Annotated in this window: 27 protein-coding genes; 9 read left to right on the top strand and 18 right to left on the bottom strand. The window is 64.2% G+C overall.

The features are described from left to right. Positions 1-38: 38 nt before the first annotated feature. The gene (locus P6U29_RS38060; protein WP_407115241.1) at positions 39-1,238 is read right to left on the bottom strand and encodes an MFS transporter; all 1,200 of its coding nucleotides are present in this window, start codon (positions 1,236-1,238) and stop codon (positions 39-41) included. Positions 1,239-1,437: 199 nt separating this feature from the next. On the opposite strand from P6U29_RS38060, the gene P6U29_RS38055 reads away from it, so the two are divergent. The 3 genes from P6U29_RS38055 (at position 1,438) to P6U29_RS38045 (ending at position 4,377) form a co-directional block, all read left to right on the top strand. Next, complete coding sequence (locus P6U29_RS38055; RefSeq protein ID WP_407115240.1) at positions 1,438-2,241, top strand: MBL fold metallo-hydrolase; 804 nt, start codon at positions 1,438-1,440, stop codon at positions 2,239-2,241. A gap of 159 nt (positions 2,242-2,400) precedes the next feature. Next, entirely contained in the window at positions 2,401-3,414 is a 1,014-nt protein-coding gene (locus tag P6U29_RS38050) for an alpha/beta fold hydrolase (RefSeq protein WP_407115239.1), read from the top strand. 15 nt (positions 3,415-3,429) lie between these two features. Then, a complete protein-coding gene (locus P6U29_RS38045) occupies positions 3,430-4,377 on the top strand; it encodes a fatty acid desaturase (protein ID WP_407115238.1) in 948 nt (315 codons plus the stop codon). Between the two features lie 56 nt (positions 4,378-4,433). Here the strand turns inward: P6U29_RS38045 and P6U29_RS38040 are convergent, their stop codons facing one another. Both P6U29_RS38040 and P6U29_RS38035 read right to left on the bottom strand, forming a co-directional pair. After that, complete coding sequence (locus P6U29_RS38040; protein WP_407115237.1) at positions 4,434-4,685, bottom strand: hypothetical protein; 252 nt, start codon at positions 4,683-4,685, stop codon at positions 4,434-4,436. 136 nt (positions 4,686-4,821) lie between these two features. Then, complete coding sequence (locus tag P6U29_RS38035) at positions 4,822-5,802, bottom strand: helix-turn-helix transcriptional regulator (protein WP_407115236.1); 981 nt, start codon at positions 5,800-5,802, stop codon at positions 4,822-4,824. An 86-nt stretch (positions 5,803-5,888) separates the two neighbouring features. Between P6U29_RS38035 and P6U29_RS38030 the strand changes: the two genes are divergently transcribed. Beyond that, the gene (locus tag P6U29_RS38030; RefSeq protein WP_407115235.1) at positions 5,889-6,533 is read left to right on the top strand and encodes a glutathione S-transferase family protein; all 645 of its coding nucleotides are present in this window, start codon (positions 5,889-5,891) and stop codon (positions 6,531-6,533) included. A 9-nt stretch (positions 6,534-6,542) separates the two neighbouring features. On the opposite strand, the gene P6U29_RS38025 is transcribed toward P6U29_RS38030, so the two are convergent. The 4 genes from P6U29_RS38025 to P6U29_RS38010 form a co-directional block, all read right to left on the bottom strand. After that, positions 6,543-7,328, bottom strand: coding sequence for an enoyl-CoA hydratase/isomerase family protein (locus P6U29_RS38025; protein ID WP_407115234.1), 786 nt, complete (start codon positions 7,326-7,328; stop codon positions 6,543-6,545). An 11-nt stretch (positions 7,329-7,339) separates the two neighbouring features. Then, on the bottom strand, positions 7,340-8,446 hold the full coding sequence (locus P6U29_RS38020; protein WP_407115233.1) for a cyclic nucleotide-gated ion channel: 1,107 nt from the start codon (positions 8,444-8,446) through the stop codon (positions 7,340-7,342). Between the two features lie 163 nt (positions 8,447-8,609). Next, positions 8,610-8,828, bottom strand: coding sequence for a hypothetical protein (locus P6U29_RS38015; RefSeq protein WP_407115232.1), 219 nt, complete (start codon positions 8,826-8,828; stop codon positions 8,610-8,612). Positions 8,829-9,088: 260 nt separating this feature from the next. Then, positions 9,089-10,534 carry a TAXI family TRAP transporter solute-binding subunit gene (locus P6U29_RS38010; protein ID WP_407115231.1) on the bottom strand — a complete coding sequence of 482 codons (1,446 nt, stop codon included), beginning with the start codon at positions 10,532-10,534 and terminating at the stop codon, positions 9,089-9,091. A gap of 397 nt (positions 10,535-10,931) precedes the next feature. On the opposite strand from P6U29_RS38010, the gene P6U29_RS38005 reads away from it, so the two are divergent. Both P6U29_RS38005 and P6U29_RS38000 read left to right on the top strand, forming a co-directional pair. After that, complete coding sequence (locus P6U29_RS38005; RefSeq protein ID WP_407119545.1) at positions 10,932-11,279, top strand: DUF3307 domain-containing protein; 348 nt, start codon at positions 10,932-10,934, stop codon at positions 11,277-11,279. Positions 11,280-11,514: 235 nt separating this feature from the next. Then, complete coding sequence (locus tag P6U29_RS38000) at positions 11,515-11,913, top strand: hypothetical protein (RefSeq protein WP_407115230.1); 399 nt, start codon at positions 11,515-11,517, stop codon at positions 11,911-11,913. Here P6U29_RS38000 and P6U29_RS37995 read toward each other — a convergent pair. Both P6U29_RS37995 and P6U29_RS37990 read right to left on the bottom strand, forming a co-directional pair. Further along, complete coding sequence (locus tag P6U29_RS37995) at positions 11,910-12,224, bottom strand: YkgJ family cysteine cluster protein (protein WP_407115229.1); 315 nt, start codon at positions 12,222-12,224, stop codon at positions 11,910-11,912. The two genes, P6U29_RS38000 and P6U29_RS37995, sit on opposite strands and share 4 nt — an antisense overlap. Before the next feature lie 5 nt (positions 12,225-12,229). After that, the gene (locus P6U29_RS37990; RefSeq protein ID WP_212372287.1) at positions 12,230-12,928 is read right to left on the bottom strand and encodes a YafY family protein; all 699 of its coding nucleotides are present in this window, start codon (positions 12,926-12,928) and stop codon (positions 12,230-12,232) included. A 127-nt stretch (positions 12,929-13,055) separates the two neighbouring features. Here P6U29_RS37990 and P6U29_RS37985 point away from each other — a divergent pair, with 127 nt between their 5' ends. Both P6U29_RS37985 and P6U29_RS37980 read left to right on the top strand, forming a co-directional pair. Next, positions 13,056-13,322: a hypothetical protein gene (locus tag P6U29_RS37985; RefSeq protein ID WP_407115228.1), complete on the top strand. Its 267-nt coding sequence runs from the start codon at positions 13,056-13,058 to the stop codon at positions 13,320-13,322. A 38-nt stretch (positions 13,323-13,360) separates the two neighbouring features. Next, positions 13,361-14,089 carry a glutathione S-transferase family protein gene (locus tag P6U29_RS37980; protein ID WP_407115227.1) on the top strand — a complete coding sequence of 243 codons (729 nt, stop codon included), beginning with the start codon at positions 13,361-13,363 and terminating at the stop codon, positions 14,087-14,089. 195 nt (positions 14,090-14,284) lie between these two features. On the opposite strand, the gene P6U29_RS37975 is transcribed toward P6U29_RS37980, so the two are convergent. From P6U29_RS37975 to P6U29_RS37935, 9 genes are all read right to left on the bottom strand, one after another. Beyond that, positions 14,285-15,436 (bottom strand): ABC transporter substrate-binding protein, encoded by a 1,152-nt coding sequence (locus tag P6U29_RS37975; RefSeq protein ID WP_407115226.1) that lies wholly within the window; start codon positions 15,434-15,436, stop codon positions 14,285-14,287. Positions 15,437-15,514: 78 nt separating this feature from the next. Beyond that, complete coding sequence (locus P6U29_RS37970; RefSeq protein ID WP_407115225.1) at positions 15,515-15,934, bottom strand: acyl-CoA thioesterase; 420 nt, start codon at positions 15,932-15,934, stop codon at positions 15,515-15,517. A 10-nt stretch (positions 15,935-15,944) separates the two neighbouring features. Further along, the gene (locus tag P6U29_RS37965; protein WP_407115224.1) at positions 15,945-16,706 is read right to left on the bottom strand and encodes an SDR family NAD(P)-dependent oxidoreductase; all 762 of its coding nucleotides are present in this window, start codon (positions 16,704-16,706) and stop codon (positions 15,945-15,947) included. A 25-nt stretch (positions 16,707-16,731) separates the two neighbouring features. After that, entirely contained in the window at positions 16,732-18,615 is a 1,884-nt protein-coding gene (locus P6U29_RS37960) for a feruloyl-CoA synthase (protein WP_407115223.1), read from the bottom strand. Further along, positions 18,612-19,421, bottom strand: a complete 810-nt coding sequence (locus P6U29_RS37955) for a crotonase/enoyl-CoA hydratase family protein (RefSeq protein WP_407115222.1) — start codon at positions 19,419-19,421, stop codon at positions 18,612-18,614. The genes P6U29_RS37960 and P6U29_RS37955 overlap by 4 nt, the downstream gene beginning before the upstream one ends. A gap of 253 nt (positions 19,422-19,674) precedes the next feature. Beyond that, positions 19,675-20,136 (bottom strand): DUF3237 domain-containing protein, encoded by a 462-nt coding sequence (locus tag P6U29_RS37950; protein WP_407115221.1) that lies wholly within the window; start codon positions 20,134-20,136, stop codon positions 19,675-19,677. A 209-nt stretch (positions 20,137-20,345) separates the two neighbouring features. Beyond that, positions 20,346-21,665 carry a TRAP transporter large permease gene (locus P6U29_RS37945; RefSeq protein WP_407115220.1) on the bottom strand — a complete coding sequence of 440 codons (1,320 nt, stop codon included), beginning with the start codon at positions 21,663-21,665 and terminating at the stop codon, positions 20,346-20,348. A 2-nt stretch (positions 21,666-21,667) separates the two neighbouring features. After that, positions 21,668-22,177: a TRAP transporter small permease gene (locus tag P6U29_RS37940; protein ID WP_407115219.1), complete on the bottom strand. Its 510-nt coding sequence runs from the start codon at positions 22,175-22,177 to the stop codon at positions 21,668-21,670. A gap of 223 nt (positions 22,178-22,400) precedes the next feature. Then, positions 22,401-23,417 (bottom strand): TRAP transporter substrate-binding protein, encoded by a 1,017-nt coding sequence (locus tag P6U29_RS37935; RefSeq protein WP_407115218.1) that lies wholly within the window; start codon positions 23,415-23,417, stop codon positions 22,401-22,403. Between the two features lie 265 nt (positions 23,418-23,682). On the opposite strand from P6U29_RS37935, the gene pobA reads away from it, so the two are divergent. Then, entirely contained in the window at positions 23,683-24,852 is a 1,170-nt protein-coding gene (gene pobA, locus P6U29_RS37930) for a 4-hydroxybenzoate 3-monooxygenase (RefSeq protein WP_407115217.1), read from the top strand. Positions 24,853-25,029: the final 177 nt, after the last annotated feature.

Below are 25,029 nucleotides of genomic sequence, written 5' to 3'. Positions count from 1 at the left end.
GGAGGCTGCGTGAACCCAATCTTCTCCGCGTTGCTGCCTCAATACTTCTTCACCGCGGCGCCAAAGGCCAGCCACAGCGCGACCGACGCAACGCCAAAGCCGCCGAGCAGCAGGAAGGTCGGGCCGTAGCCGATCCATTGCGCGATCCAGCCGCCGAGCGCGGGACTGAGGCTCGCGCCGACGCCCTGCACCGTGATCACGGCGCCCTGGCCGAGATTGATGCGGCCGGTGCCGTTGAGCGAGCGCGCGACCATGCCGGGGACGGCGACAGTTTGCAGTCCGGTGCCGATGCCGTCGAGCACCTGCATCGGCACGACACCCCACCATCCCGTGACGAAGAAGGCAAGCACGCCGCGGACGGGTAAGAACATGAAGGAGACCAGGATCACCGGCCAGTAATTGCGCCTGCTCGCCGCCTTCATCGCGATCAGCGAGGTCACGATCATCACGCCCTGTGCGATCACGATGGTGGTTGCGACGAAGCTCGGGCCATTGGCCTGGCCGTCGACCACCGCCGCAAGTCCATAGAGCGGCACGATGGCGGCGTTGCCGAGATGGAACAGCGCGAGTGTCAGCGCCAGCACGAGCAGCGGCTTGTGCTTGAGCAGCATCGTGAGCGCATCCGGCGGAGCTTTGGAATCGTCCTCCTTGCTGCCGCGCGCGGCGCGATCGTCGATCGCCCGGGCGGGAATCATCAGCACGCAGGCGATCGCGATGGCGCCGAATATGGCGGCCAGCAGGAACACGGCGACATATCCGAACTTGTAGCCGAGATAGCCCGACAGCGCGGCGCCGACCATGTTGCCGGCGTGGTTGTACGCCTGGTTGCGGCCGTTGAGCGCGTTGAAGCCCTTCTGCTTGGCGATACCGAGCGTGATACCTGTCACCGCCGGCACGATCGCCGCACTCGCCAGCGATTGCGCGACCTGGGAAAAGGTGACGGCCCAGAAGTTTTGCGAGATCAGGATGATCGCGGAGGCAAGGACCACGCAGATGCCGGGGATGACGACCCACATGCGCTTGTCGCGGCTGGAATCGATGAAGCCGCCGATCGGAGTCGTGATCAGCATGCCCGCAACGTTGCCGATCGTCATGGCGGTGCCGATCAACCCGCTCGCCCAGCCGCGCTCCTGCAGGAAGACGCCGACGAACGGCCCGATGCCCGACTGCATGTCGGCCATGAAGAAGTTGAGCGCGAACAGGGGCCAGATACGAGACGGTGAAGGGCACGATGTCATCGAGACGCTGAACGCAAATGCTGCCGATCGACTGGGATCTCGCATGAGGCGGAGACTGCGGGCTCATAGGTGCCCGGGCGGACCAGAACCTAACCTGCGCTCATAGCGTTGGTTCCGATCGCCCTTGCGATCGCAGGCCCGCGACGTCATGTCATAGACGTCATGTCATACTTGCGACGGTCTCAATAGGATTACGGCCATGCCACTCTGGACCTGCGAAACCTGCGGCGCGCAATTTCCGGACAGCGGACATCCACCCGTATCCTGTCCGATCTGCGAGGATGAACGGCAGTATGTGAACTGGAAGGGGCAGACCTTCATGACGCGTGAGACGCTGGCGGAACGTCACCGCGTGGTCTGGCGCGACGATCTCGGCCTCACCGGTCTCGCCCTCGAGCCGAGTTTCGCCATCGGCCAGCGCGCGCTGCTGGTGCCGCTAGCGGATGGATGCATGATGTGGGACTGCGTGCCGCTGGTGACGCCGGAAGCGATCGCTCATGTCCGCTCGCTCGGCGGGTTAAAAGCGATCGCGATCTCGCATCCGCATTATTATGGTGCGCTCGCCGACTGGAGCGATGTCTTCGGCGGCGTGCCGGTCTATCTGCACGCGGAAGATGGCCAATGGGTGACGCGTCCGAATCCATCGATCGTGCATTGGACCGGCGATCAGCATCGCATCTCCGACGACGTGCTGCTGCTGCGCACCGGCGGCCATTTCGCCGGCGCCACCATGCTGCACTGGGCACGGGGTGCGGACGGCGGGGGCGCGCTGCTCACCGGGGACATCGCTCAGGTGACGATGGACCGGCGCTTCGTCAGCTTCATGTATTCCTACCCGAATTACATGCCGCTCAACGCCCCCGCGGTGCGGCGGATCGCTGATGCCGTCGAGCCGCTCGCCTTCGATCGGATCTACGGTGCCTGGTGGGGACGCAACATCGCCGGCGCTGCCAAGGCCGCGTTCGCGGCATCGGTGGCGCGATATATCGCGGCCATCACCTGAGACCGGCGCCCGATCGGATTTATCTTGCCGGTCCATAATAAATGTACTAAACGTACAGTTATTAAGTGTGACGCAATGGTGCGTCTTCGGCTGGCATGATCGATGCATCGCGGTTTCCGCGTCGCGTCGTGAGGGCCGCGAGCGAGAGTGGGACGCACAATGGCTGAGCGCGACTATGAGACCTTCGAGGCCGGCGACGTCGTGCTCCAATCCGGCGTCGTCTTTCCGAAGCTGAAGCTCGCCTACAAGACCTATGGCGCGCTGAGCCCGGCCAGAGACAACGTCATCCTCTATCCGACCTCGTTCAGCGCGCAGCACTTCGACACCGAGTGGCTGATCGGGCCTGACGGCGTGCTCGATCCCTCGCGCTATTTCATCGTCATCCCGAATCTGTTCGGTAACGGCCTGTCGTCCTCGCCGTCGAACTCCGCCGCGCCGTTCCCCGAATTCAGCTATCACGACGCCATCGCCGTTCAGCATCGCCTTCTCGCCGAGCGCTTCGGCATCACCAAGCTCGCGCTGGTTTATGGCTGGTCGATGGGCGGCATGCAGGCCTATCACTGGGCGGCACTTCATCCTGATATGGTCGCGCGTGCCGCGGTTGTCTGCGGCAGCGCGCGTTGCGCGCCGTACAACTACGTCTTCCTGGAAGGCGTGAAGGCCGCCTTGACAGGCGATCCCGCTTTCCGGGACGGCCGTTTCGTCGAAAGGCCCGTTGCCGGCTATCGCGCCATGGGACGCGTCTATGCCGGCTGGGCGATGTCGCACGGCTTCTATCGCGACGAGCTCTGGCGCGAGGCCGGCTTCACCTCGCTCGAGGACTATCTCGTTCGCGCCTGGGATGCGACTTTCGCGCGACGCGATGCCAACGATCTCCTGGCGCAGATCGGCATCTGGCAGCGCGGCGACATCAGCCGGTGCCCGGCCTTCGGCGGCGATCTCGATCGCGGGCTCGCCGCGATCAAGGCGCATATGCTGCTGATGCCGGGCGCGACCGATCGCTATTTCGACGTCCGCGACAACGAGGATGAACTCGGCAAGCTGGTCAATGCAAAATCAGCCGTGCTGCATCCGATCCAGTCGCTGCACGGCCATCGCGCCGGCAATCCCGTCAACAATCCCCGCGACAAGGCCTTCATCAAGGCCGAGATCGCCGGGCTCCTCCGCAAGTAAGACAGGCACCCGATCATGACTGACGCAACCGTTTCTGAGTCCGGCCATCGCCTGAAGCCGCTGAGCCCGGCGATGCTGCGCGAACTGTCGGCCCGCTCCAATTTTCAGGGCGCGGCGCGCAGCCTTTGCCATTACGGCGTGGTCATTCTGGTCGGGTCGTTGATCTGGAAAGTCAGCTCGAGCTATGGCGTCCTTTGGGCGCTGCCGCTGATAGTGGTACAGGGCTATTTCGTCGCCTTCTTGTTCATGGCGGTGCACGAGACCGCGCACAAGACCGCGTTCAAGAGCCGCGGCCTCAACCTCGCGGTCGGCTATCTCTCGGCCTTCATCATCGGGCAGCCTTACGAATATTACTGCCTGTTCCACTGGGACCATCATCGTTACACCCAGGATCCCGAGAAGGACCCGGAGCTGATCGTCGGCGTGAAGCCGAGATCCGACACCCAGATCGTGATCGCCTATAGCGGCCTGCTCCAGGTTGCGGGCCGCCTCCGGCTGATGCTCGGCCATGCCGTCACCGGCAAGGTCACGGTGCCCTGGATTCCCGAGAACAAGCGCGCCATTGTCGTGACCGAAGCGCGCGTCTATGCCGCCCTCTATGTTCTGCTGCTCGCGCTCTCACTGTGGTTCTCCTCCGCGCTGCTGCTCATGGTCTGGGTCGTTCCGCTGGTCATCGGGCAATTCTTCCTGCGGCCCTACCTCTTGGCCGAGCACACCGGTTGCGATCGCACCCGCAGCGCCTTCCACAATACCCGCACGACTTACACCGGCGCGGTTGTCAAATGGTTCGCGTGGAACATGCCCTACCATGTCGAGCACCACGCCTATCCCTCGATCCCCTTTCACGCGCTGCCGAAGCTGAACGCGATCGTCGATGGCGAGATTGTCCATCGCGGCCGCGGCTATATCAGAACGACACGCGAAACCTGGGCCTGGTTTCGCCGGCAGCGGCAGGCCAGCTAGCTCAACGCAAAGCTCCGGCCGCGATGCGACCGGAGCTTTGTCGTGAAGGCGAGATATCAGTAGATCCCGTAGGCGCAGACATTCACGACGCGCACGCGCAGGCCGTGACGGGTCTGGACCAGGCGCTCCTGGTAGCAGTTGCTGACGCCCGTGTTGAGGTAGATGCCGCCAAAGCCCCAGCCGGGACCCCAGTGATGATGACCGTGATGATGGTGATGGAAGCCGCCGGCCGAGGCCGCGGTGGGCGCGAGAGCGGCAGCGCCGAGCGAGCCGGCAGCGATCAGACCAAGAGCGAGCTTACGAAACATCTTCATTCTCCAGTTTGGCGCGAGGCCGTTGTTGTGTCCCTGCATCTCCGTCGGCACGAGCCGCGAATGCGTTCACGGCGCGAGGGAAGAATCGTGTTTCAGGATTGTTTCGTCGGCTGCGGCAAATGTGCCGCGATCAGGCGCTTCGTACCGCGCGATAGCGCACAGCCATCGCCTGTGTCAGCTCGGCCATCTTGTCGCGGAGATCGGCGGGTTCCAGCACCTCGGCCTCGGGCCCGAGCCGCAGCAACTCGGCTGCGGCGTGCCACGACGTCTTGCCGACCGGCACTCGCGCAATGCGCCAGCCGTCTGCGTCGGCCGTCTCGTCGAGCTGCGTGCGTGCCTTGACGTAGGGCTGGCTCAGCGCGTCGAGCAGCTTGACGCCGAACGGCGACAGCCGAACGATCGCGACATTGGGATGCATCTCGGCCTCGAGGCGAAGTGTCGCGGCCTGCCAATAGGCGGCGAGATCGAAATCGGCGGGCCGATCGAAGCGGTCGTCGAGCGCCGTGCAGTCGAGCACGCGCGCGACGCGATAGGTCCGCACGCTGCCGTCGACTTGCCCGGCGAGGTACCAGCTGCCGCCTTTCAGCACGAGGCCGAGCGGGGCGACGCAGCGCAGCTTCTCCGCGCGCCAGCTCTGGTAGCGGATCTTGATCAGCGTCCCGCGCAGGACTGCGCCGGCGATGCTGCGCAGGTGCCTTGGATCTTCCGCCTCGCCGAACCAGCCCGGCGCGTCCAGGTGAAAGCGCTCCTGCATCCGCCCGGCGTCTTCGCGCAGATTCGCGGGCAGCGCCGCCATCAGCTTGTTCTGCGCGGCGATCATCGCCGCGTCCAGCCCGAGCGCTGCGGCCGGGCCGGGCAATCCCGCCAGGAACAGCGCGCCTGCCTCGCTCTGCGAGAGCCCGTTCAGCCGCACGCGATAGCCGTCGAGCAGGCGATAGCCGCCTTCCGCGCCGCGGTCGGCGTAAACGGGGACACCGGACGCCGCGAGCGCATCGATGTCGCGATAGATCGTGCGCACCGAGACTTCGCAGGCCTCCGCGAGCTCGGGCGCGGTGACCCGCCCCCTGGCCTGAAGGGTGGTGAGGATCGACAGCATCCGGCTCGCGCGCATGATCGCTTAAACCATACCTGACAGAAGATGTCAGGTATGGTTCGCTACAAGCAGCCCCATCGTCAGCCGGCCAGATGGAGACTGCCATGACCGATCCGAACCGCATCACGCTGTATTATTCGCCGCAGACGCGTGCCACCGGCACGCGGGTGCTGCTGCAGGAGCTGGGGGCTCCTTATGATCTCCATGTCCTCAACATGAAGGCCGGCGAGCAGCGCAAGCCCGCCTATCTCGCCATCAACCCGCTCGGCAAGGTGCCGGCGATCCGCCACGGCGAGGCGCTGGTGACGGAGCAGGTCGCCATCACCATCTATCTCGCCGACCTGTTTCCGCAGGCCGGCCTCACGCCCGCCCTGAACGATCCGCTGCGCGGCCCTTATCTGCGCTGGATTTCGTATTACGGCTCTTCGTTCGAGCCGGCGCTGATCGACAAGTTCATGCAGCGCGAGCCGGCGCCGATCACGCAGTCGCCCTATGCCGATTACGATACAATGTTGAGTGCGCTCGAGGCGCAGCTGTCGAAGGGACCGTATCTGCTCGGCGAGCGCATGACGGCCGCCGATGTGTTGTGGGGCGTCGCCTTCAGCTGGACCATGATGTTCGGCATCGTGCCGAAGAAGGACGTGTTCGTTCGCTATGCCGAGCGCATGACGGGGCGGCCGGCGTTCCAGCGCATCAATGCCGCGGATGAAGAGATGGCCGCGCAGCATGCCGCTGCGGCGGGAGGATGAGAGGGCGCTTCAAAACCGCGGCGCGCGCTTCTCGGCAAACGCCTTGATGCCTTCCTTGATCTCGTCGCTGCGCATGCTGTCGCGGTGGCGCTGGTCGGCGGCTTTCTCGTCGAGCTCACCGCGGGCGAACTCGTTGATCGCGCGCTTCATGCCGCGCATCGCCTGTGGAGCGTTGCCGGCGAGGATCGCAGCGAGCTTGTCGACCTCCTCGTCCAGGAATTCCACCGGCACCATCGCGGTGAGATAGCCGATGCGCAGCATCTCCGGGGCGCTGATCTTTTGCGCGGTCAGGAACAGCTTCTTCGCATTGTCCACGCCGAGGCGGGTCACGTAGCGTTTGATACCGCTCGGGTAATAATGCAGCCCAAGCCGCGCCGCCGGCATGAACATTTCCGCGGTATCGACGCCAATGCGGAAATCGCAAGCGAGCGCGAGGTCGGTCGAGCCGCCATAGACGCCACCATTGAGCCGGCAGATCGTCGGCACGCCGAGATCCTCGAGCCGGTTGACGACCACCTCGAAAGCCGAACCCGCGCTCTGCTGCTCGCTGGCGCTGACGGCGCGCTCCGCTACCGAATTGAGATCGTAACCGGCGGAAAAGGCGCGCCCGGTGCCGGTCAGCACCAGCACGCGAATATCGGGATCGGCCTCGACCCTGTCGAACAGTCTTGTCAGTTCGCCGAGATCCTCCGCCTGGAGCCGGTTGAGATGGTTTGGCCGGTTGAGGCGGATGGTGGCGCGGGCGCCGGTGATCTCGAGCAGGGGGCTGGATGCCGCGTCGGCTGTGTCCGACATTCTTGTCTCCATTACTTGTTTTCGAGCGCACGCCGTTTTGCTTCGGCGTCGATGGTCTCGGCGAGATCGGGATGCCGCGCCATCAGCACGCGGAAATCGACGAGGTCGAGCACCAGAAGCCGTGACACTTTCGTGGTCGAGACGTTGGCCCCGCGCTTGTTGTTGCCGAGCAGCGCCATCTCGCCGAAGAAGGCGCCTTCGCCGAGCTGCACCTTCTTGCCGGGCAGATCGACCTCGACCTCGCCGGCGGCGATGAAATACATGCAGTCGCCTTGCGCACCTTTGCGGATGATCGTGGTGCGCGCCGGCAGCTCGATGGTGCGTAGCATGTGGGTGACGTCGGCGATGGCCGCGGGTCCCAGGGTCGCGAAGAACGGCACCTTGCTGACGGACTCCCAGGTCTTGAGGAAATTGTCGCGCCGCGTCTCCGCGGCGAAGCCGGTCGCCAGGATACCGGTCCAGAGGCCGAACACGCCGAGGCCGGAGATCATCACCAGGGCCGCCACCACGCGTCCGAGCGGCGTGACCGGCACGACGTCGCCATAGCCCGTCGTCGTCAGGGTCACCACCGCCCACCACAGCGCGGACGGCACGCTGCCGAAGGTCTGCGGCTGCACGTCCCGCTCCAGGAAATATTCGGCGACGGAAGCGAGGAAGACCACCATCAGAAAGATCACGAGCACGCTGACCAGCGGCCCCGATTCCAGCACCAGCACGCGGCGCAGCTGCCGCAGGCCGGGAATGCCCGGCACCACCTTCAACACCCAGAGCACGCTGAGCAGCCAGGCCGTCTTCGGCTCAACGCCGAGGAGAAGTGCGACCGGCACGGCCAGCGCCCCGATCGCGTCGACGATGCCGGCGGAGGAGGACACATAGAGCGAAAGACGCCCCTGCCGCGCCATGTGGCGCAGCCGCACCAGCCATTCGAACACGAAATAGGCGAGGCAGGTCCAGAGCAGGGCGTCGACCCAGCCGCGCGCCTCTTTGGCCCGGTTGTCCGTCAGCAACACCATGCTGAGCACGCCGACGATCACCGCGACATAGGCAGCCTTGGTCATGTTGCGGCCGGCCGTGGCGGCCGCGAACTGGGCCAGAGCGGAGATCAGCGGCTTGGACATGCGGGAAGGCTATTCGGTCTCGGGGCAAGTCTCGAGGCCCCGGTTGGGACGTCGGCGCCAAAGTGCCCGCCCGGGCGGAGGTCGTCAACGACGGCGCAGGCCGTTTTGCCGGCGCCGCTGCGCCGGGCCTTGCCCGTCCGTGCCGCCGTCGCTGGCGGAGTGCTTACCTGAAATGTGGCGGCTCGTCGTAGCCGCGGCGGCTGCTGAAGAACAGCAGCACCATCAGCCCGACGCCGACGATGACGGAAAACCCCGCGCCCAGCGCCAGCGCCACGTAGCCTTCCGTCGGGATCGGCTCACCTTCGATCGCCATTGCGGAATAGGCGAAGTAGGCGGCCGCCGTCAGCATTGCCAGAAGGAGGATGATGAGGAGTGCACGCATGCCGCGTTCTCCGGCTGTAACCGAAAACCAACGGTTGCGGAGGTGCAGGGTTCCAGACTGCCGGCTAACGATCGGGCGGGACGTCATAGCCTCGGTGTCGGGCCCGGACGCGACGCAGCACGTAGCGATGCGCTGCAGAGCCGGGGCCCATGTGGCAGCGCATGCTGTGGTGGGTTCCTGGGTCCCGGCTCAGCGCTGCAACGCCTTCGGCATTGCAGCTTGTTCGGGACACGACAGTCTGGTTGCCCCAACCCGGTGGATCAGGCGCTCTGGGCGGTCTTCACCACCACGACATTGCTGTCGTCCAGCGGGGCTGGCCCGGCATCGCGTACCGTCTTTTCGGCTTCGCCGGCATGACGTTTCAGATAGTCGCGGCGCATGCTGATCTCGTCGCGGACGAATTCGTAGCCGAGCTTGAAGGTGTCGAGCCCGTCGGTACTGATCGTGCCGTCTCTGAGGCCGATAACGGCGCCCCGCAAGATGGCCTCCAGCTCGTCCTGGAGACATTCGAGCTGATCCAGCGAGTGGGCGTGCTCGATCCGCTCGCCGATATCGAGAATGGCGGTCGAGAGCTCGCTGGCCTTCTCGGGTGCGATGCGGGTGATCTTGGCGTAGATCGCTGCGAAGATCGAGCCGATGACGCTAAGCGCGGCGGCGCCGAGATACATCATGTCGCTGTACTTATCCATGAACGACTTGGTGTCGTCGTTGATGTAGTCGGCGGCGCCCCGATGCGCGATGACGAAGGCGTCTTTCTCGACAGAGGCCGGCTCGATCCTGGTCGCGAAACCGTTGTCGAGCCCGAGCGCGGACTTGTTCTCGTAAATGGTGCGCGCGAGCTCGCCGGCGGTGGTCGGGGACATCCTGGATTGTGCGACCAGCAGCCATTCGAGCCCGATCGTGTCGAGATCGTCGTCGGGAATTTGCGGTGACGTCGACAACGTGCCCGCTGTCAGCGTCTCGTCGGAAATGCCCGGGAATTTGCGCGCCAGCGCCTTGGCCTCGTCGATCGCGTTCAGTGTGAAGCCGCCGCGTTTGGCGGTTTGCTCATAAGACTTGTCCCGCACCGCCTTCGAAGCGTGGACGATGGCGATCACTGCGCCGAAGCCGTTTGACGGCGCAAACAGCTTGTCCAGTGTTGCGCCCTGCGGCGCCATCTGGATCTTCGCAGCCTCGGAGCCGTCGGGAACGTCGAGGATGCTGCGGACGAAGGCGAGCGAGGATTCGTTCTCGGCGACGACCGCAACCTTCTTCTTCTTCAGCTCGGCGAGCGACTTGATTTTCTTGTTGCCGGGACCGAGCAGGAGCACGAGATCGTGCTCGAGGATCGCGAGCGTGCGCGCCCGCAGCGGTACCTTGGCATCTGTGCGCAGCACGGCGAGGTCGGCCTGCCTGCGGTCGAATTGGAGGACCGCCTTGGCGTTGTCGGCGTTGTTGACGATCTTGATCCGGAAGCGCGAGGCGTTGTTCTTAAGGAGAGCAGAGAGCTTGGCCGCGAACAGCGCCTCGTCGCTGTCGGGGCCACCGACGGCAAAGGTGAGCGTTTCCGAATTGTGCACCAGCGTGCGGCCGACCCAGACGGTGGCAAGCGACAGCAAGAGGGTCAGCACGACGTAGAGGAAAACCTGCTGCTGGTTGGTCTTGATCACCTTGGGACGCCGGGGCGGCGGCACGATCGGCGATGCGGTGGGACCTTCAGTACCCATGGCAGCACTCTGGCCTTATTCTTCGGTGGCGGGCGGTGCGCTCGTGGGCGGACGCCCTGTAATTCGTAAACGCCTGAAAAAAGAACGATATTCTCTATCGACGATGATAGCGCCAGGGTAGCGGAATGCAAATTTCGAGCCGGGGGTAACCTTACTCGATGTGGCCGCGGCTATTGGTCATCCTATCACCAGTTAGCCACACTTGGCGATTTTCCAGTTCCACCCGGCTGCATTCCGCCGCGGGAGATGTCATAAATCACGCGTCCCGGCGATTTGACCGGTCCAAGAAGAAGTTGCGCTGAACGCTCCAATTCTTTTCGTCACGTCAAATGAGGGCGTCAGCTTGTCGTTTCCACCCATGTCATCGGCGATTCCGGTTGAAGCGCTCATTGGCTGGATGTTGCTGCTCACCTTCAAGCACATCATCGCCGATTTCGTTCTTCAGACCGCCTGGATGGCCCACGGCAAGGACCAGAAGCATGGCTGGGCCCTGCCGCTTCTGGTGCACTGCCTGGTCCACCTTGCCGTTGCGCTGCCACTGATCGTGATCGTGGCGCCAAAATTCTGGTTCGTGGCCTTCATTGATTTCGCGATCCACATCACGATCGACCGCGCCAAGGGATTCGTCTCCGCCAATTTCGGCGTCGACCTTTCGCATCCCTGGTTCTGGACCCTGATCGGCATCGACCAGGCGCTGCATCACCTGACCGGCTTCGGCCTCTCCATCTTCATGGCGGCGAACTGACTGCTGCGCAGTCATTCCGGGACTCGCGAAGCGAGAACCCGGAATCTCGAGATTCCGAGTTCGGTCCTGCGGACCGCCCCGGAATGACGGACGCTCCAATCTCTGACCAATGTGATCTCCGCCGCCCTTCCGATTCGCGGGTCACGCGCAGCCACCCCGGACGACTACCGGACAGCGTGGTTAACCTTTCGTTAGAGAATTGCGCTGCATCTTCCGCACACGAGGGAGAACTGCAATGTTTTCAAGCCGCGACACCTTTGAAGGCGATTTCTGCCCGGTCCGCGACGAGCTCCTTGGCGAGATGTATCGCGCCAGCGAGAGTGGCCTGCCGAGGCTGGTTGAGAGTGTTTCCCCTGACGTTCGCGCCAGGCTGGCGCTGTTCTGCTACCGTCGCAGCCATCTGCACTCGCTGGCGGTCGCGATCGCAGCAAGCTGCAGCGAGCGCGACCTGATCGAGAACGGCGGCCGCGTCGGCTCGACGCTCTACGCGCTGTCGCGTGAGAGCTCGGCCAAATCGTCGCCGTCGCTGTCGGGCGGACGCAAGCCGATCACGCTGTCGACCAAGCCGCTCTCGGTGCTCGCTCCGCTCGATGACGAGTTCGACGACGAGATCAGCGAAGCCGTTCCGGCCTAAACGGCCTCTATCACCGGCAACCCGAACTTCCGCCGCGCCATCGCGCATTCGGCGTCGCCCGGCATGCAGGTGCGGCACACTTCCGGCCGCACTTCATAGATGCCGCAGGCCGTCGCTTTTCCGATTTCCCCCTGCAAGGCCGAGCAGCGATCACCCTCGCAGCGCATGCCGGACAGGCGCGTGTTGACCAGCGCGTCGGGAATCGCGGCAAGCTCCTCGTCGCTCTCGATCGAGAAGCGCGGCCAGTTCTCCGAATAGCCGCAGCAGGCGCCGCAACTCTGGCAACAGCTCGACAGGTCGATCTCTTCCATCGTCCTCACGTATCCTTTGGCGGACCCCAGACCAGACTCTGCCGCCATCTTGCGCGCAGCACGTCGCGCCGCTCCGGATATTTTTCGTCGAGATAGGTCGCCTCGACCACGCGGTCGGTACGGAAGCTGCGGAAGTCGCTGCGCAGCTCGCACCAGGCTGCCAGCAGCCGCACCGCTTCGAGATAGCCGACCGAAATCGGCCAGATCACGCGCTCGCTGGGGCGGCCTTGCTCGTCGCGATAGCGCAGCATGATCTTCTTGCCTTCGTGGATCTGGGTGCGGGTGCGCGCCATGTCGAGGCGGTCCGGCTCCCTGTTCCAGCTCGGCCGCGCCCGGCTCGCCGGCTCCAGCACGAAGGGTCGCAGGCGCTCAGGCACGGTGTCGGCGATCTTGGCCATCAAGTCTTCGGCCGCGCGCGCCAGCGCGGAGTCGGCGTGGCCCGCGACCCATTGCGCGCCCAGCACCGCCGCTTCGATCTCGTCGGGTGTCAGCATGAGCGGCGGGAGGTCAAAACCCTTTTCCAGGATGTAACCCATGCCGGCTTCGCCGCGGATCGGCACGCGCTGGCCGATCAGGGTCGCGATGTCGCGATAGATGGTGCGCTTCGAGGTCTCGAGCTCGGCTGCGATCGCGTCCGCCGTCAGCGGCTTACGCGTGCGCCTCAGCACCTGGATAATTTGAAACAGCCGGTCGGCGCGTCTCATGACAGGTCTCTTATCGCTGCTTTTTCTCGGTGGTCTTTCCCAGAAGGCGGCGCGTGGCTGCTGACAGGATGTTGGCAGCAGGGGAGTTCTATACCGGGACAACACATCGACTGAAGAGGATTTGTCCATGATCATTCCAACCCATTTCGGCCCGGCCGGCCCGTTGTGGCGGAGCCAGCCTTTCCAGGTGCAGGCGTGGGCATTCAGCCGCCTCGTTTCGCTTGATTTCACGGTCGTCGACCTCCGCCTTGCGCTCGCGACCGCCGTGACGCGCTCGCTGGTCCATGCCGCGGATGCGCTGGTCCGCCATTTCATGGGCCGCGCCTGGCGAGGGGCCCGCTTCGCAGAAGATATCACGGCTGCTGCCACCATGGTGGCAGCAGCCGGCCGCTAGGTTCCTTCAACTCGTTCGACAGGTTCAGGAGAGCTCGCATGATCACGCTTTACGGCTTTGGCGCCGGCTTCGGCCTGCCGGAAATCAGCCCCTTCGTCACCAAGACCGAGGTGCAGCTCAAGATGGCGGGGTTGCCTTACCGGAAGGAGCGGGCGATGCCGCCCGCCTCGCCCAAGGGGCAGCTGCCTTTCATCGACGACGGTGGCGAGGCGGTGGCCGATTCCACCTTCATCCGCGCCCATTTCGAGCGCCGCTACGGCTTCGATTTCGATGCCGGCCTCTCCTTGCAGGAGCGTGCGCAGGCCTGGGCGTTCGAGCGCATGATCGAGCATCACGTCTATTGGGCGCTGGTCGGCGCGCGCTGGGTGGATCCGGTCAATTTCGCCAAGGGCCCTGCGCATTTCTTCGACGGTGCGCCGGAGCACAATCGCGAGAAGCTGCGGGAGGATGCGCAGTTCCGCGTCGCCGAGAACTATCTGCTCTCCGGCCTTGGCCGCCATGCGCCTGATGACGACGTCGATCTTGCGGTGCGGTCGCTGTTCGCGCTGTCGGTGCAGCTCGGCGACAAGGCGTACCTAATGGGCAGCAAGCCCTGCGGCGTCGACGCCACCGCCTTCGGCGCACTCGCCGGGATCCTGACGCCATTCTTCGAATCGGCCCTGCGCCAGCGCGCCGAGGGATTTCCGAACCTCACCGCCTATGTCGATCGCATGATGGACACGTATTATCCGGAGTTCGCCTGGACCCCGCTGCGGCAGGCGGCGTGAGGCGCGCGGTGTATCCGCGGTCTCGCAGTAAGCTCGCCCGCTCTTGTCCGCCGAAGCCTTGGCGAAGGCGGATGCGGGAGGGGTCGGCGGGAGAGGGGGCGCAGTAACACTGCGGCCGCAGCTCTATCTAGAGCCAGAACGAAAAGAGCCGGTCCATCGGACCGGCTCTCGTCGTCTCAACTCTTTCGCTTGCGCCTACTTCACCAGCGTGTACTTGCCATTCTTCACCGTGAGCAGGATGCGCGAGCGCTCGTCGAGGCCGTAGCGGTCCTTTTCGGTGAAGTTGTAGACGCCCTGGCTCGCCGCCAGCTCCTTCTCCGTCAGCAGCGCCTGACGGATCGCTTCGCGGAATTCCGGCGTGCCGGGCTTTGCAGTTTTCAGCGCGGTCGGGATGATGCGCTTGAGGATCTCGAACGCATCGTAGGAATGGCCGGCGAACTGACTGCGGCTGTTCGGGCCGTATTTGGCTTCATAGGCCGAGTTGAGTGCGAGGCCCGGCTTCTTGGTGGCGGCTTCATCCGGCTGGTCTTCGGGGTCCATCACGGGGCCCGAGGCCATCAGCACGCCCTCGGCCGCTTTGCCGGCGATGCGGATGAAGTCCATGCTGGCCGCGCCATGGGTCTGGTAGATCAGGCCCTGATAGCCCCGCTCGCGCAGCTCGGTCTGTGGCAGCGCGGCCGCGGTGCCGGAGGCGCCGACCAGGATGGCATCGGGATTGGCGGCGACGAGCTTCAGCACCTGTCCGGTCACCGAGGTGTCAGGACGGGCGAAGCGCTCCTCGTCGACGATGGTCATGCCCATCGGCACGGCCTGCGCCTTGAGGTCGTTGAACCAGAGATCGCCGTAGGAGTCGGAATAGCCGATGTAGCCGAGCGTCTTCACGCCCTTGGCCTTCATGTGGTCGTACAGCACCTTGCCGACGATCGGAATCGGCTGCGGCATCGCCACCGACCACTTCATGCGTTCCGGCGTGATCGGGAAGGGCGCAAGACCAAAGTGCGGGATGCCGGCCTCGTTGGCGACGTTAGAGACCGCGATCGTCGGCGGCGTCAGCGCCGAGCCCATGATGATATCGGCCTTGGATTCGGTCACGAAGCGGCGAGCGTTGGTGGTTGCGGTGGTGGGATCGCCGCCGTCGTCGAGCACGATCACCTTCAGAGGCACGCCGCCGATCTCCTTCGGCACGAATTCCAGCGCGTTGCGCTCGGGAATGCCGAGCGCCGCGCCCGGGCCGGTCGTGGTGGTGGTGATGCCGATGGTGATTTCGCTGGTCTGGGCCAGCGCAGGCAATGCCGGCAGCGCCAGCGCGGCTGCGGTGATGGCAGCGGTCAAATAAAAGCGTTTCATCTATTCCTCCCTTGACGTCGTTCTTTGAAAGCAGAAATCGGGGGGTAATTCAGCCCCCTCTTTTGGTGATGCGGCGATTTAGCTTCCCGTGAATTTGGCGACCATCTCCGGCGGAAACGGTGCCGATTTCAGCTTGTCGGGATTGCCAGGGTCGCGGCCGACCAGGACGCGGGTCTCGAAACCCTCGATCGCCAGTGCCTCGCCCTTGTAGACATTGTGCTTCACCTCGAAGCTCGAGCGCTTGATGCTCTCGATCTTCGTTTCGATGGTGATCCAGTCGCCATAGGTCGAGGGGATGTAGAACTTGGCCCGCGTGTCGACCATGGGAATGCCCACCAGCCCGTATTTGCGGACCAGATCCTGCTTGGAGAAGCCGGCGACCTCGAACAGGGTCGAGGTCGAATCGTCGAACATCGCGAAATAGCGCGGGTAGTAGACGATGTTGGCAGGGTCGCAATCACCCCACTGGATCTGGACCTCGCGCCGGTTCACGAACATGAGCGGTGCCTTACTTCGGCGCCATGCGCAGCGAGCCGTCGAGGCGCACCACTTCGCCGTTCAGATACGCATTCTCCACCATGTGCAGGGCGAGCGCGGCGAACTCGTCGGCTTGGCCGAGCCGGCGCGGGAAGGGGATCGCGGCGGCGAGCGAGTCCTGGGCCTCCTGCGGCAGGTTGGCGAGCAGCGGGGTCAGGAACAGGCCGGGTGCAATCGTCAGCACGCGGATGCCGAACTGCGCGAGCTCGCGCGCGATCGGCAGCGTCATGCCGACGATGCCGCCCTTGGACGCCGAATAGGCGGACTGCCCGATCTGGCCGTCATAGGCGGCAACGGAGGCGGTGTTGATGATGACGCCGCGCTCGCCGGTCGCCTGCGGCTCCAGCTTGGACATCTCGGCCGCGGCGAGGCGCAGCATGTTGAAGGTGCCGATCAGGTTGACCTTGATCACCTTGTCGAAATCTGAAAGCGCCATCGGACCGTCGCGGCCGACCACGCGCTTGGCCACGCCGATGCCGGCGCAGTTGACCAGCACGCGCGCCGGGCCATGGGCCTTCGTCGCCTGCGCGATCGCGGCTTCCGCCGACGCGGCATCGGAGACGTCGCAGGTCACGGCCACGCCCTTGATCTCGGCGGCGACGGTTTCCGCAAGCTTGGCATTGAGATCGCACACCGCGACTTTGGCGCCCTGCGCCGCCAGCTTTCGCGCAGTGGCCGCGCCCAGTCCTGATGCGCCGCCGGTGACGATGGCTGCCTGATCCTTCAACAACATGGCATTCTCCTTTGGCGATGATTTCTCAGGCGACCGATATCACACGGTCCGACGGATTGGCAGCGTAGAGCTCGTCAATCAATGCGGTGCGATGTTCCAGCACGGCGCGCTGGTTGATCGAGCCCTTGTCGGTGACCTCGCCCTTGTCGATCGACAGCGGCGTGTCCATCAGGATCGCGCGGGTGATCCGTGTCGATGAGCCTGTGGCTTCGCTGAGGAAACGGGTGAGGCGTTCGCGGAACGCCTCGCGCACCAGCCGGTCGCGCGTCGCGACCACGAGATTGTCGGCCGGCAGCGTCGGGTTGATCAGCCGGCAGCCGTCGAGATCGAGCACGACCAGCGCGGAGATCTCGTCGCGGTTGATGCCGGCGATGACGACGTCGCGCACCAAGGGTGCACAGGCCGCAACGAAGCGCGCGCGCAAGGGGCCGACGCTGACCCAGGTGCCGCTCGCCAGCTTGAAATCCTCGCTGACGCGGCCGTCGAAGTCGAAGCCGGCATTGAGATCATTGGGATCGGCCGGCTTGAGCGCGTCGCCCATCTTGTAGAAGCCTTCCTCGTCGAAGGATTTTGCGGTGATGTCGGGCTGGCGCCAGTAGCCGGGCATCACGTTCGGCCCCTTGGCACGGACCTCCAGCTTGCCGTTGTTCGGCACAAGCTTGGCGTCATTGCCGGAGACGGGCAGGCCGACATGACCGGAGCGGCTGGTGCGCGGATTGACCGACATGAAGAACGGCGCGGTCTCGGTGGCGCCGAGCCCGGTCAGCATCGGCACGCGATAGCCCTTCTCCTTCACCGCGAGCTCGTCGAGACTGTTCCAGACGAACGGCGACAGCGCCGCACCCGAAAAGAACATCGCATGCAGCCGGTCGAAGAATTTTGCGCGCAGGCCCTGGTCGTCGCGCAAATAAGGCAGCAGCGATTCGTAGCCCTTGGGCACGTTGAAATAGACCGTCGGCGAGATCTCCTGGAGATTGCGCACGGTCTCCTCGATGCCGCCGGGCATCGGCTTGCCGGCGTCCAGATACATCGAGCCGCCGTTGTAGAGCGTCAGCCCGATATTGTGGTTGCCGCCAAAGGTGTGATTCCACGGCAGCCAGTCGATGATGACGGGCGGCTCGTCCTTGAGGAAGGCGAGCGTTTCGCGCAGCATCACCTGATTGGCGCAGATCATGCGCTGGGTGTTGATGACGGCCTTGGGATTGCCCGTGGAGCCCGAGGTCAGCAGGAATTTTGCGATCGTGTCGGGGCCGATCCTGCCGTGGACGTCGTCGAGGTCGCTGCGGATCGGCGTGGCCATGAGGTCGGCGAGCAGGGTGACGTCGCGGCCCGGCACGCTGCCGTAGGATGCCGCGATCTCGGTGCCGAGTGAGACGTTGGCGGCGAGCGCATCGGCGAACTTGCCGGCATCCTCGGCGAAGACGAGGCCCGGCGTCAGCAGCTTCATCAGATAGGACAGCTTGCCGTAATCCTTCGAGACCAGCGAATAGGCCGGCGACACCGGACAGAACGGAACGCCGGCATAGAACGCGCCGAAGGCCAGCAGGGCATGGTCGATCGAATTGCCGGAGAGGATCACGACCGGCCGCTCCGCCGACAGACCGCGCTGGATCAATACGGAGGCAATGTGCCGGCTCGCGGTCAGCAGCTCGGCATAGGTGATCTTGCGCCAGCCACGGCCGCCTTCACGCTCGGCCATGAAGACGCGGTCCGGTGTCGTCGTCGCCCAGTGATGCAGGCGATCGGTGATGCGGACCGGATAGTCGCCGAGCGGCTGCTTCGGCCTGAGGTAAATCGTCCCGTCTTCACGCCGCTCGATGTTGACGACGGGATCGCCGAACGAGATCGGCCGCAGCGGGAAAGTGCTCGCGCCGCGCTCCGTGCTGGAAGAGGACGGCTGCGCGCTCATGACTTCGGCTTCACCTTTGCGGTCTTGTGTTCGAGGAACTCGCGGATCCGGCGCTTGGCCTCCTTGTCGCTCTGCGCGACCGTGGCCATCAGCGATTCCATCAGGAGGCCGGTCTGCGGATTGGCCTCCGCGATCATCGGCAGCGCCTGGAGCACGGCGAAATTCGTCAGTGGGGCGTTGGAGGCCACCTTGGTCGCGAGCTCCAGCGCCTTGCCCAGCCCATTGCCGGCCTCGGTCAGATATTGCGCGAAGCCGTAGGACGCGCCCTCGGTCGCGCTATAGACGCGGCCGGTCAGCATCATGTCCATCATCCGGGCAACGCCGATCAGCCGCGGCAGCCGCACCGAGCCGCCGCCGCCGACGAAGATGCCGCGCTGTCCCTCCGGCAGCGCGAAATAGGTCGAGGGCTCGGCGACGCGGATATGCGCAGCACAGGCGAGCTCCAGCCCGCCGCCGATCACAGCGCCCCTGAGCGCCGCGATCACGGGCACGCGGCTGTACTGGATGCGGTCGAACACGCGGTGCCACATCTGGGAATGGAGCAGGCCGCCGGTGGCGTCATGCTCGGTCAATTCGGAGAGGTCGAGACCACTGGAGAAATGGTCGCCGATGCCGTGGATGACGACCACGCCAATGTCCTCGGGCAGGTTCGCAAAACACTCGCCGATTTCCAGGATGATGCCGTCATTGAGCGCATTGCGCTTGGCGGGCCGGTTCAGACCCACGGTCAGAACCCGGTCTGCCCGCTCGATCCGGAGTAGCCCGGAGGCGCCCGCGTTCGCGGTCTCGGCGTTTCCCTGTGTCATTTGCGTCCTTGTCAGAATAGTTATGTTGTATAACGAATTTTGGGGGAGTCAAGGTGGGGCTGCGCAGGATATGGCGCCTCGGGAGGCGACTGCTTGGCGCCCGACCGGCGGGGCGGCGGGTCGGGAGCGGTTATGGAGCGCAATTGATGCCACCATTCCCGTCATTGCGAGCGCAGCGAAGCAATCCAGAATCTTTCCGCGGAGCGACTCTGGATTGCTTCGCTGCGCTCGCAATGACGAGGTGGCAGCTTTCTCACATCACCTGATGCACGTCGATCACGACGCGATCCGCATGGCGCGCGGCTGAGCCGATGAAAATATGCTCCATCAGCCATCGATACTTTTCGTGCCCAGTCTCGAACTTGGGCACGGTACGGAAATAGATCAGTTTTGGATCGACCGGCTCGCCGCGCTTGAGCTTTTGCAAGAGCTCGACGGGTCCGAAGCGGAGCCCCTTGTTCTCCACATAGACGATTGCGCCCTCGTCGGTCTCGAAGGCGTACTTGGCTTCGAGATCAATCAGCTCGTTGAGGCGGATGGTCTGGAAGTCGGCGCCGAACGGCAGCACCTTGCCTGATATCGCGCCCGTTACTACGCCGCCGATGATCGGAATGATACGGCGGACGCCAATCCCGGTCTCGCCGGCGGTGATGACGTCGCCGATACGAGCGGTGATGGTGAAGGCGTACTTTGTTTCGAGAGTGGGGTTGGTCATGCTTGCCTCCAAATATCGACGAGGCGCTGACTTCCCTTCTCCCCTTGTTGTGGGAGAAGGTGGCGCGAAGCGCCGGATGAGGGGTCTATCTCCGCAGGCGTGCTCGCGGAGAGAGACCCCTCACCCGCCGAGCTTCGCTCGGCACCCTCTCCCACAAAGAGAGAGGGGAAGAGAGCTCGCCCGGACGAATTCTACGCCATGTATCCTCGTCAATGCGCCATCATCCGCGTCGGCAGCCAGGTCGCCAGGAGCGGGAAGGCGATTAAAATCACCAGCCGCACCAGGTCCGTCGCCACGAACGGGATCACGCCCTTGAAGATGGTGGAGAACGAGACATCCTTCACCACGCTCTTGATGACGAACACGTTCATGCCAACAGGCGGATGGATCAGGCCGAGCTCGACCGTCATCACGATGATGACGCCGAACCAGATCGGGTCAAAGCCGAGATGCATGATCACGGGGAAGATGATCGGCACGGTGAGGATGATCATCGCCATGGCATCCATCAGGCAGCCGAGCACGAGATACATCACCATGATCAGCGCCAGCACGCCGTAGGGTCCGAGGCCGAGCCCGGTCAGGAATTCCGTCACCTTCTGCGGCGTCTGCGTCACCGTGAGGAAATAGCCGAAGATCAACGCACCGATCAGCACGGTGAACACCGCGGCCGCGGTGCGTGTGGCCTGCAGCAGCGAGGCCAGCACCTTCTCGCGGTCGAGGCGGCCGGTCAGCACGCCGATGATGAAGGCGCCGGTGGCGCCGACGCCGCCGGCCTCGGTCGGCGTGAAGCGCGGCAGGAAGGGCAGGCCGTAGAGGCCGCCGATGACGAAGATGAACAGCAGCACCGGCGCCCAGATCTCCTTCAACCCGGCAAAGCGCTCGCGCCACGGCGTCACCTTGCCCTTGGGCAGGAAGTCGGGGCGGAAATAGCCGATCAGGAAGATCGTGATCATGTACATGGTCATCGCCAGCAGGCCCGGGATGATGCCGGCGATGAACAGCTTCCCGATGTCCTGCTCGGTGATGATGCCGTACACCGCAAGCACCGTGGAGGGCGGCAGCATCGCACCCAGCGTGCCGCCGGCCGCGATCACGCCGGTGGCAAAGGACTGCGGATAGCCGAAGCGCCGCATCTCGGGGTAGGCGACGGCGGAGAAGGTCGCGGCGGTCGCCACCGACGAGCCGCAGATCGCGGCAAAGCCGCCGCAGGCACCGACGGTGGCGATGCCGAGCCCGCCGCGCAGATGTCCGACGAAACCGTTGGCGGCGCGGAACAGCTCGCGGCTCATGCCGGAATGGGAGACGAACGAGCCCATCAGCAGGAACATCGGGATGACGCCGAACGTGTAGTCGGTGACCGTGCGCATCGAGGTCTGGCCGACCAGCTTCAGCGCTGCCGTCCCGTTGACGAGATAGGCGAAGCCGGAGACGCCGACGAGGCCCATGGCCATGCCGACGGGCACGCGGAGCAGCATCAGGACAAACAGGGAAACGAAGCCGATTAGGGCAACGGCATCGGTGCTCATGGTTACTCCGTCGCCTTGATCTTGGGGTCGTGCATCTCTTCGGGATGGAAGATCAGCCGGTAGGTGCGGATCGCGATCAGCAATACGGCGCAGACATCGCCGATCCAGGCGACCGCGAAGAACGGCCAGGTCGGCATGTGCAGGTCGAAAGTCTGGACGTTGTCGTTGTAGGTGCCGCGCACCTTGTCGAACAGCGTCCAGGTCTGCACCGTGACGACGAACAGCAGCACCAGTGTCGCGAACACGTCGATCCAGCGCTGGTAGCGCGGGCCGACATTGCCCCAGACCAGGTCGACCGTAATGTGGGTGCCGCGATAGGAGGTTGCCGCGATGCCCCAGAAAATGAGGATGCCGAGCAGCATGCGACCGATGTCGAAGGAATCAGGGATCGAATAGTTCAGCGTGTTGCGCAAGAGCACTGACACGAAGATGTCGAGCGCGACGAGGCCGACGAAGCCGGCCGCGATCCATTCGATCGAGTCGATCACGCGATCCATCCAGGCGCGCTTCATGAGGCGTTGATCCTATCGGGTGATGTCATTCGTTGATCCCAGTCTTGCGGCGCAGCTTGCCTCTCCCCGCGTGCTGGGAGAGGCCGGATTGCATCGGAGATGCAATCCGGGTGAGGGGGACTCTCCGCGAGTCCGACTGTCACCATTTTTGCGGAAGTAGCCCCTCACCCCAACCCTCTCCCCGTAAGAACGGGGAGAGGGGGAGAAAGAGGCCGCCATCGCCTCACTCCGCCAGCGCGTTGTACTTCTTCAGCGAGGCTTTCAGATCCGCCAGCGCCGCATCCGGATCGGCACCGGCCTTCTTGGCGCCGTCGCCCCAGGTCTTGACCAGCGGCTCGGCGGCCTTCTTCCAGGCGGCGGTCTGCTCGGCCGTGAGCTTGTAGACCTCGTGGCCGGATTCCGCCTTCACCTTGTCGATGCCGGCATCCTCGAACTTGCCCCAGTGCTCGCCGACCGCGCCGGCCATTTCGACCGAGCAGTTCTTGTCGATCGCCGCCTTCTGCTTGTCGGACATCGCGTTGTACTTGTCCTTATTGATCACGAACACGAAGGTCGTCGTGTAGAGCGGCGCCTCCATGTCGTATTTCGTCACCTTGTCGATGCCGAACAGCACGAGGGAGCCCCAGGGGAAGGTGACGCCGTCGGCGACGCCGCGCTCGATGATGTCGCGGACCTCAGGCGCCGAGGACTGCACGTTGGTGCCGCCAAGCGAGGTGACGAAGTTCGCCATGGTGGCGTGGGCGGGGCGGATCTTCATGCCCTTCACGTCCTCGGGGTTGGCGATCTTCTTGGTGCGGGAATGGAACGAGGAGGGCGAGTGGACGAAGGCGAGGCAGTATTTGACGTCCTTCATCTCCTTCTCGGCATATTTGCGGTACCAGGCGTCGAGCCCCATCGAGCCGCCCTTGGCGTCCGAGATCAGGAACGGCAATTCGCCGGCGCTGATGATCGGGAAGCGGCCGGGCTGATAGCCGGGATTGACGTAGGTGACGTCGGCAATGCCGTCGCGCGCCATGTCGTAATGGTCGAACGCCTTGCCGAGCTGCTGGGCCGGAAACACCTTGCCCTTGATGGTGCCGCCGGAATCCTTCTCGACCGCAGCGGCCCAGTCCTCCAGCGATTTCTGCAGGGGATGCGAGGCCGGCACCCAGTGCGAGATCTTCAGATCGAAGGTCTTGTCCTGCGCGAGCGCAGGCGTCACGCTTGCTGCCAGCAGCAACGCCAGACAGGCTTTTTTCATCACGCGTCTCTCCCTGTTTTCGACGGCGGGCTTCGATGGCCCGGTCTCGTTAATTAACATGTTATCTAATTGGTCGGCGCGTTCAAGCCGGAATTGACGCGCGCCTTGTCGCGCCATCTACGTCAGCCATGTTGCATGGATTTGTCGCTGCTCGGACGACGACCGCTCCCCTTTTGCCCGACCGTTATATGATATAATTATCGTCTGCGGGCCTTCGCCACAAGCAGGCCGCGACGAAAGCCTACAGCATCGGGAGGAGCAAGTATTGCGGACAAAAGTCGCAATCATCGGGGCCGGGCCGGCCGGATTGTTGCTTGGGCAACTTCTGCACACATACGGCATCGACAACGTCATCCTGGAGCGGCAAAGCCCGGACTATGTGCTCGGCCGCATTCGCGCGGGTCTCTTGGAAGAGGGAACCGTCGCACTGCTCGATCAGGTCGGCGCCGGGGAGCGGGCCCATGCCGAAGGCCTGGTGCATGAAGGCATCGAGCTCGCCTTCTCCGGCCGCCGTCACCGCATCGACATGAAGGGCGCGACCGGCAAGACGGTGATGATCTACGGCCAGACCGAGGTCACGCGCGACCTGATGAATGCGAGGAAGGCCGCGGGTCTCGTCTCGGTCTACGAGGCCAAGGACGTGGAGCCGCATGATTTCGGCGGCAGTCACCCCCGCGTGACCTACGTCAAGGACGGCGTCACCCACACGATCGATTGCGATTTCATCGCCGGCTGCGATGGCTTCCACGGCGTCAGCCGCGCCAGCGTCCCGTCTTCGGCCATCGAGGAGTTCGAGCGGGTGTATCCGTTCGGCTGGCTCGGCATCCTCTCGGATACGCCGCCGGTCAGCCATGAGCTGATCTACTCCAACCACGCCCGCGGCTTTGCGCTGTGCACCATGCGCTCGATGAAGCGCAGCCGGCACTACGTGCAGTGCTCGCTCGACGACCACGTCGATCAATGGCCGGACGACCGCTTCTGGGACGAATTGAAACGCCGGCTCGACCAGGAGGCGGCCGACAGCCTGGTCACGGGACCGTCGATCGAGAAGAGCATCGCCCCATTGCGCAGCTTCGTCGCCGAGCCGATGCGCTTCGGCAAAATGTTCCTGTGCGGCGACGCCGCCCACATCGTGCCGCCGACCGGCGCAAAGGGGTTGAATCTCGCCGCCAGCGACGCGCATTATCTGTCGAGCGCCTTGCGCGAGTTCTATGACGAGAAATCCGGCGCCGGCATCGATGCCTATTCCACCAAGGCGCTGGCCCGCGTCTGGAAAGCCGTGCGCTTCTCGTGGTGGATGACCTCGATGCTGCACAAATTCCCCGACACCGGCACCATCGGCGCCCGCATCCAACTCGCCGAGCTCGACTACGTCACGCAGTCCAAGGCCGCGATGACCTCGCTGTCGGAGAACTACGTGGGGCTGCCGTTTTGAGACGGTGCCTCCACATCGTCATTGCGAGCGAAGCGAAGCAATCCAGGAATCTCTCCACGGAGACAGCCTGGATTGCTTCGTCGCAACAGCTCCTCGCAATGACGGCGGCGCCCAATTCAAACACCCGCGCAAATGCCGTTTAAAACTTTGTAATTGATGCAGCCGTCATCCAGTTCG

The organism is Bradyrhizobium sp. LMG 9283, from assembly GCF_045571415.1.
Lineage (GTDB): Bacteria > Pseudomonadota > Alphaproteobacteria > Rhizobiales > Xanthobacteraceae > Bradyrhizobium.
Note: the sequence above shows the minus strand (reverse complement) of the source record. Positions and strands in the feature narration are given on the sequence as shown.

Excerpts from the sequence above, each read along its gene's own strand:
- P6U29_RS38005 (WP_407119545.1), top strand. The coding sequence starts at position 10,932 with ATGTTGCTGCTCACCTTCAAGCACATCATCGCCGATTTCGTTCTTCAG.
- P6U29_RS37990 (WP_212372287.1), bottom strand. The coding sequence starts at position 12,928 with ATGAGACGCGCCGACCGGCTGTTTCAAATTATCCAGGTGCTGAGGCGC.
- P6U29_RS38010 (WP_407115231.1), bottom strand. The coding sequence starts at position 10,534 with ATGGGTACTGAAGGTCCCACCGCATCGCCGATCGTGCCGCCGCCCCGG.
- P6U29_RS37995 (WP_407115229.1), bottom strand. The coding sequence starts at position 12,224 with ATGGAAGAGATCGACCTGTCGAGCTGTTGCCAGAGTTGCGGCGCCTGC.
- P6U29_RS37980 (WP_407115227.1), top strand. The coding sequence starts at position 13,361 with ATGATCACGCTTTACGGCTTTGGCGCCGGCTTCGGCCTGCCGGAAATC.
- P6U29_RS38025 (WP_407115234.1), bottom strand. The coding sequence starts at position 7,328 with ATGTCGGACACAGCCGACGCGGCATCCAGCCCCCTGCTCGAGATCACC.
- P6U29_RS38040 (WP_407115237.1), bottom strand. The coding sequence starts at position 4,685 with ATGTTTCGTAAGCTCGCTCTTGGTCTGATCGCTGCCGGCTCGCTCGGC.
- P6U29_RS38045 (WP_407115238.1), top strand. The coding sequence starts at position 3,430 with ATGACTGACGCAACCGTTTCTGAGTCCGGCCATCGCCTGAAGCCGCTG.
- P6U29_RS37940 (WP_407115219.1), bottom strand. The coding sequence starts at position 22,177 with ATGAAGCGCGCCTGGATGGATCGCGTGATCGACTCGATCGAATGGATC.
- P6U29_RS38055 (WP_407115240.1), top strand. The coding sequence starts at position 1,438 with ATGCCACTCTGGACCTGCGAAACCTGCGGCGCGCAATTTCCGGACAGC.
- P6U29_RS38015 (WP_407115232.1), bottom strand. The coding sequence starts at position 8,828 with ATGCGTGCACTCCTCATCATCCTCCTTCTGGCAATGCTGACGGCGGCC.
- P6U29_RS37935 (WP_407115218.1), bottom strand. The coding sequence starts at position 23,417 with ATGAAAAAAGCCTGTCTGGCGTTGCTGCTGGCAGCAAGCGTGACGCCT.
- P6U29_RS38060 (WP_407115241.1), bottom strand. The coding sequence starts at position 1,238 with ATGACATCGTGCCCTTCACCGTCTCGTATCTGGCCCCTGTTCGCGCTC.
- P6U29_RS37960 (WP_407115223.1), bottom strand. The coding sequence starts at position 18,615 with ATGAGCGCGCAGCCGTCCTCTTCCAGCACGGAGCGCGGCGCGAGCACT.
- P6U29_RS38050 (WP_407115239.1), top strand. The coding sequence starts at position 2,401 with ATGGCTGAGCGCGACTATGAGACCTTCGAGGCCGGCGACGTCGTGCTC.
- P6U29_RS37945 (WP_407115220.1), bottom strand. The coding sequence starts at position 21,665 with ATGAGCACCGATGCCGTTGCCCTAATCGGCTTCGTTTCCCTGTTTGTC.
- P6U29_RS37950 (WP_407115221.1), bottom strand. The coding sequence starts at position 20,136 with ATGACCAACCCCACTCTCGAAACAAAGTACGCCTTCACCATCACCGCT.
- P6U29_RS37955 (WP_407115222.1), bottom strand. The coding sequence starts at position 19,421 with ATGACACAGGGAAACGCCGAGACCGCGAACGCGGGCGCCTCCGGGCTA.
- P6U29_RS38035 (WP_407115236.1), bottom strand. The coding sequence starts at position 5,802 with ATGCGCGCGAGCCGGATGCTGTCGATCCTCACCACCCTTCAGGCCAGG.
- P6U29_RS38020 (WP_407115233.1), bottom strand. The coding sequence starts at position 8,446 with ATGTCCAAGCCGCTGATCTCCGCTCTGGCCCAGTTCGCGGCCGCCACG.
- P6U29_RS37975 (WP_407115226.1), bottom strand. The coding sequence starts at position 15,436 with ATGAAACGCTTTTATTTGACCGCTGCCATCACCGCAGCCGCGCTGGCG.
- P6U29_RS38030 (WP_407115235.1), top strand. The coding sequence starts at position 5,889 with ATGACCGATCCGAACCGCATCACGCTGTATTATTCGCCGCAGACGCGT.
- P6U29_RS37970 (WP_407115225.1), bottom strand. The coding sequence starts at position 15,934 with ATGTTCGTGAACCGGCGCGAGGTCCAGATCCAGTGGGGTGATTGCGAC.
- P6U29_RS38000 (WP_407115230.1), top strand. The coding sequence starts at position 11,515 with ATGTTTTCAAGCCGCGACACCTTTGAAGGCGATTTCTGCCCGGTCCGC.
- P6U29_RS37965 (WP_407115224.1), bottom strand. The coding sequence starts at position 16,706 with ATGTTGTTGAAGGATCAGGCAGCCATCGTCACCGGCGGCGCATCAGGA.
- P6U29_RS37985 (WP_407115228.1), top strand. The coding sequence starts at position 13,056 with ATGATCATTCCAACCCATTTCGGCCCGGCCGGCCCGTTGTGGCGGAGC.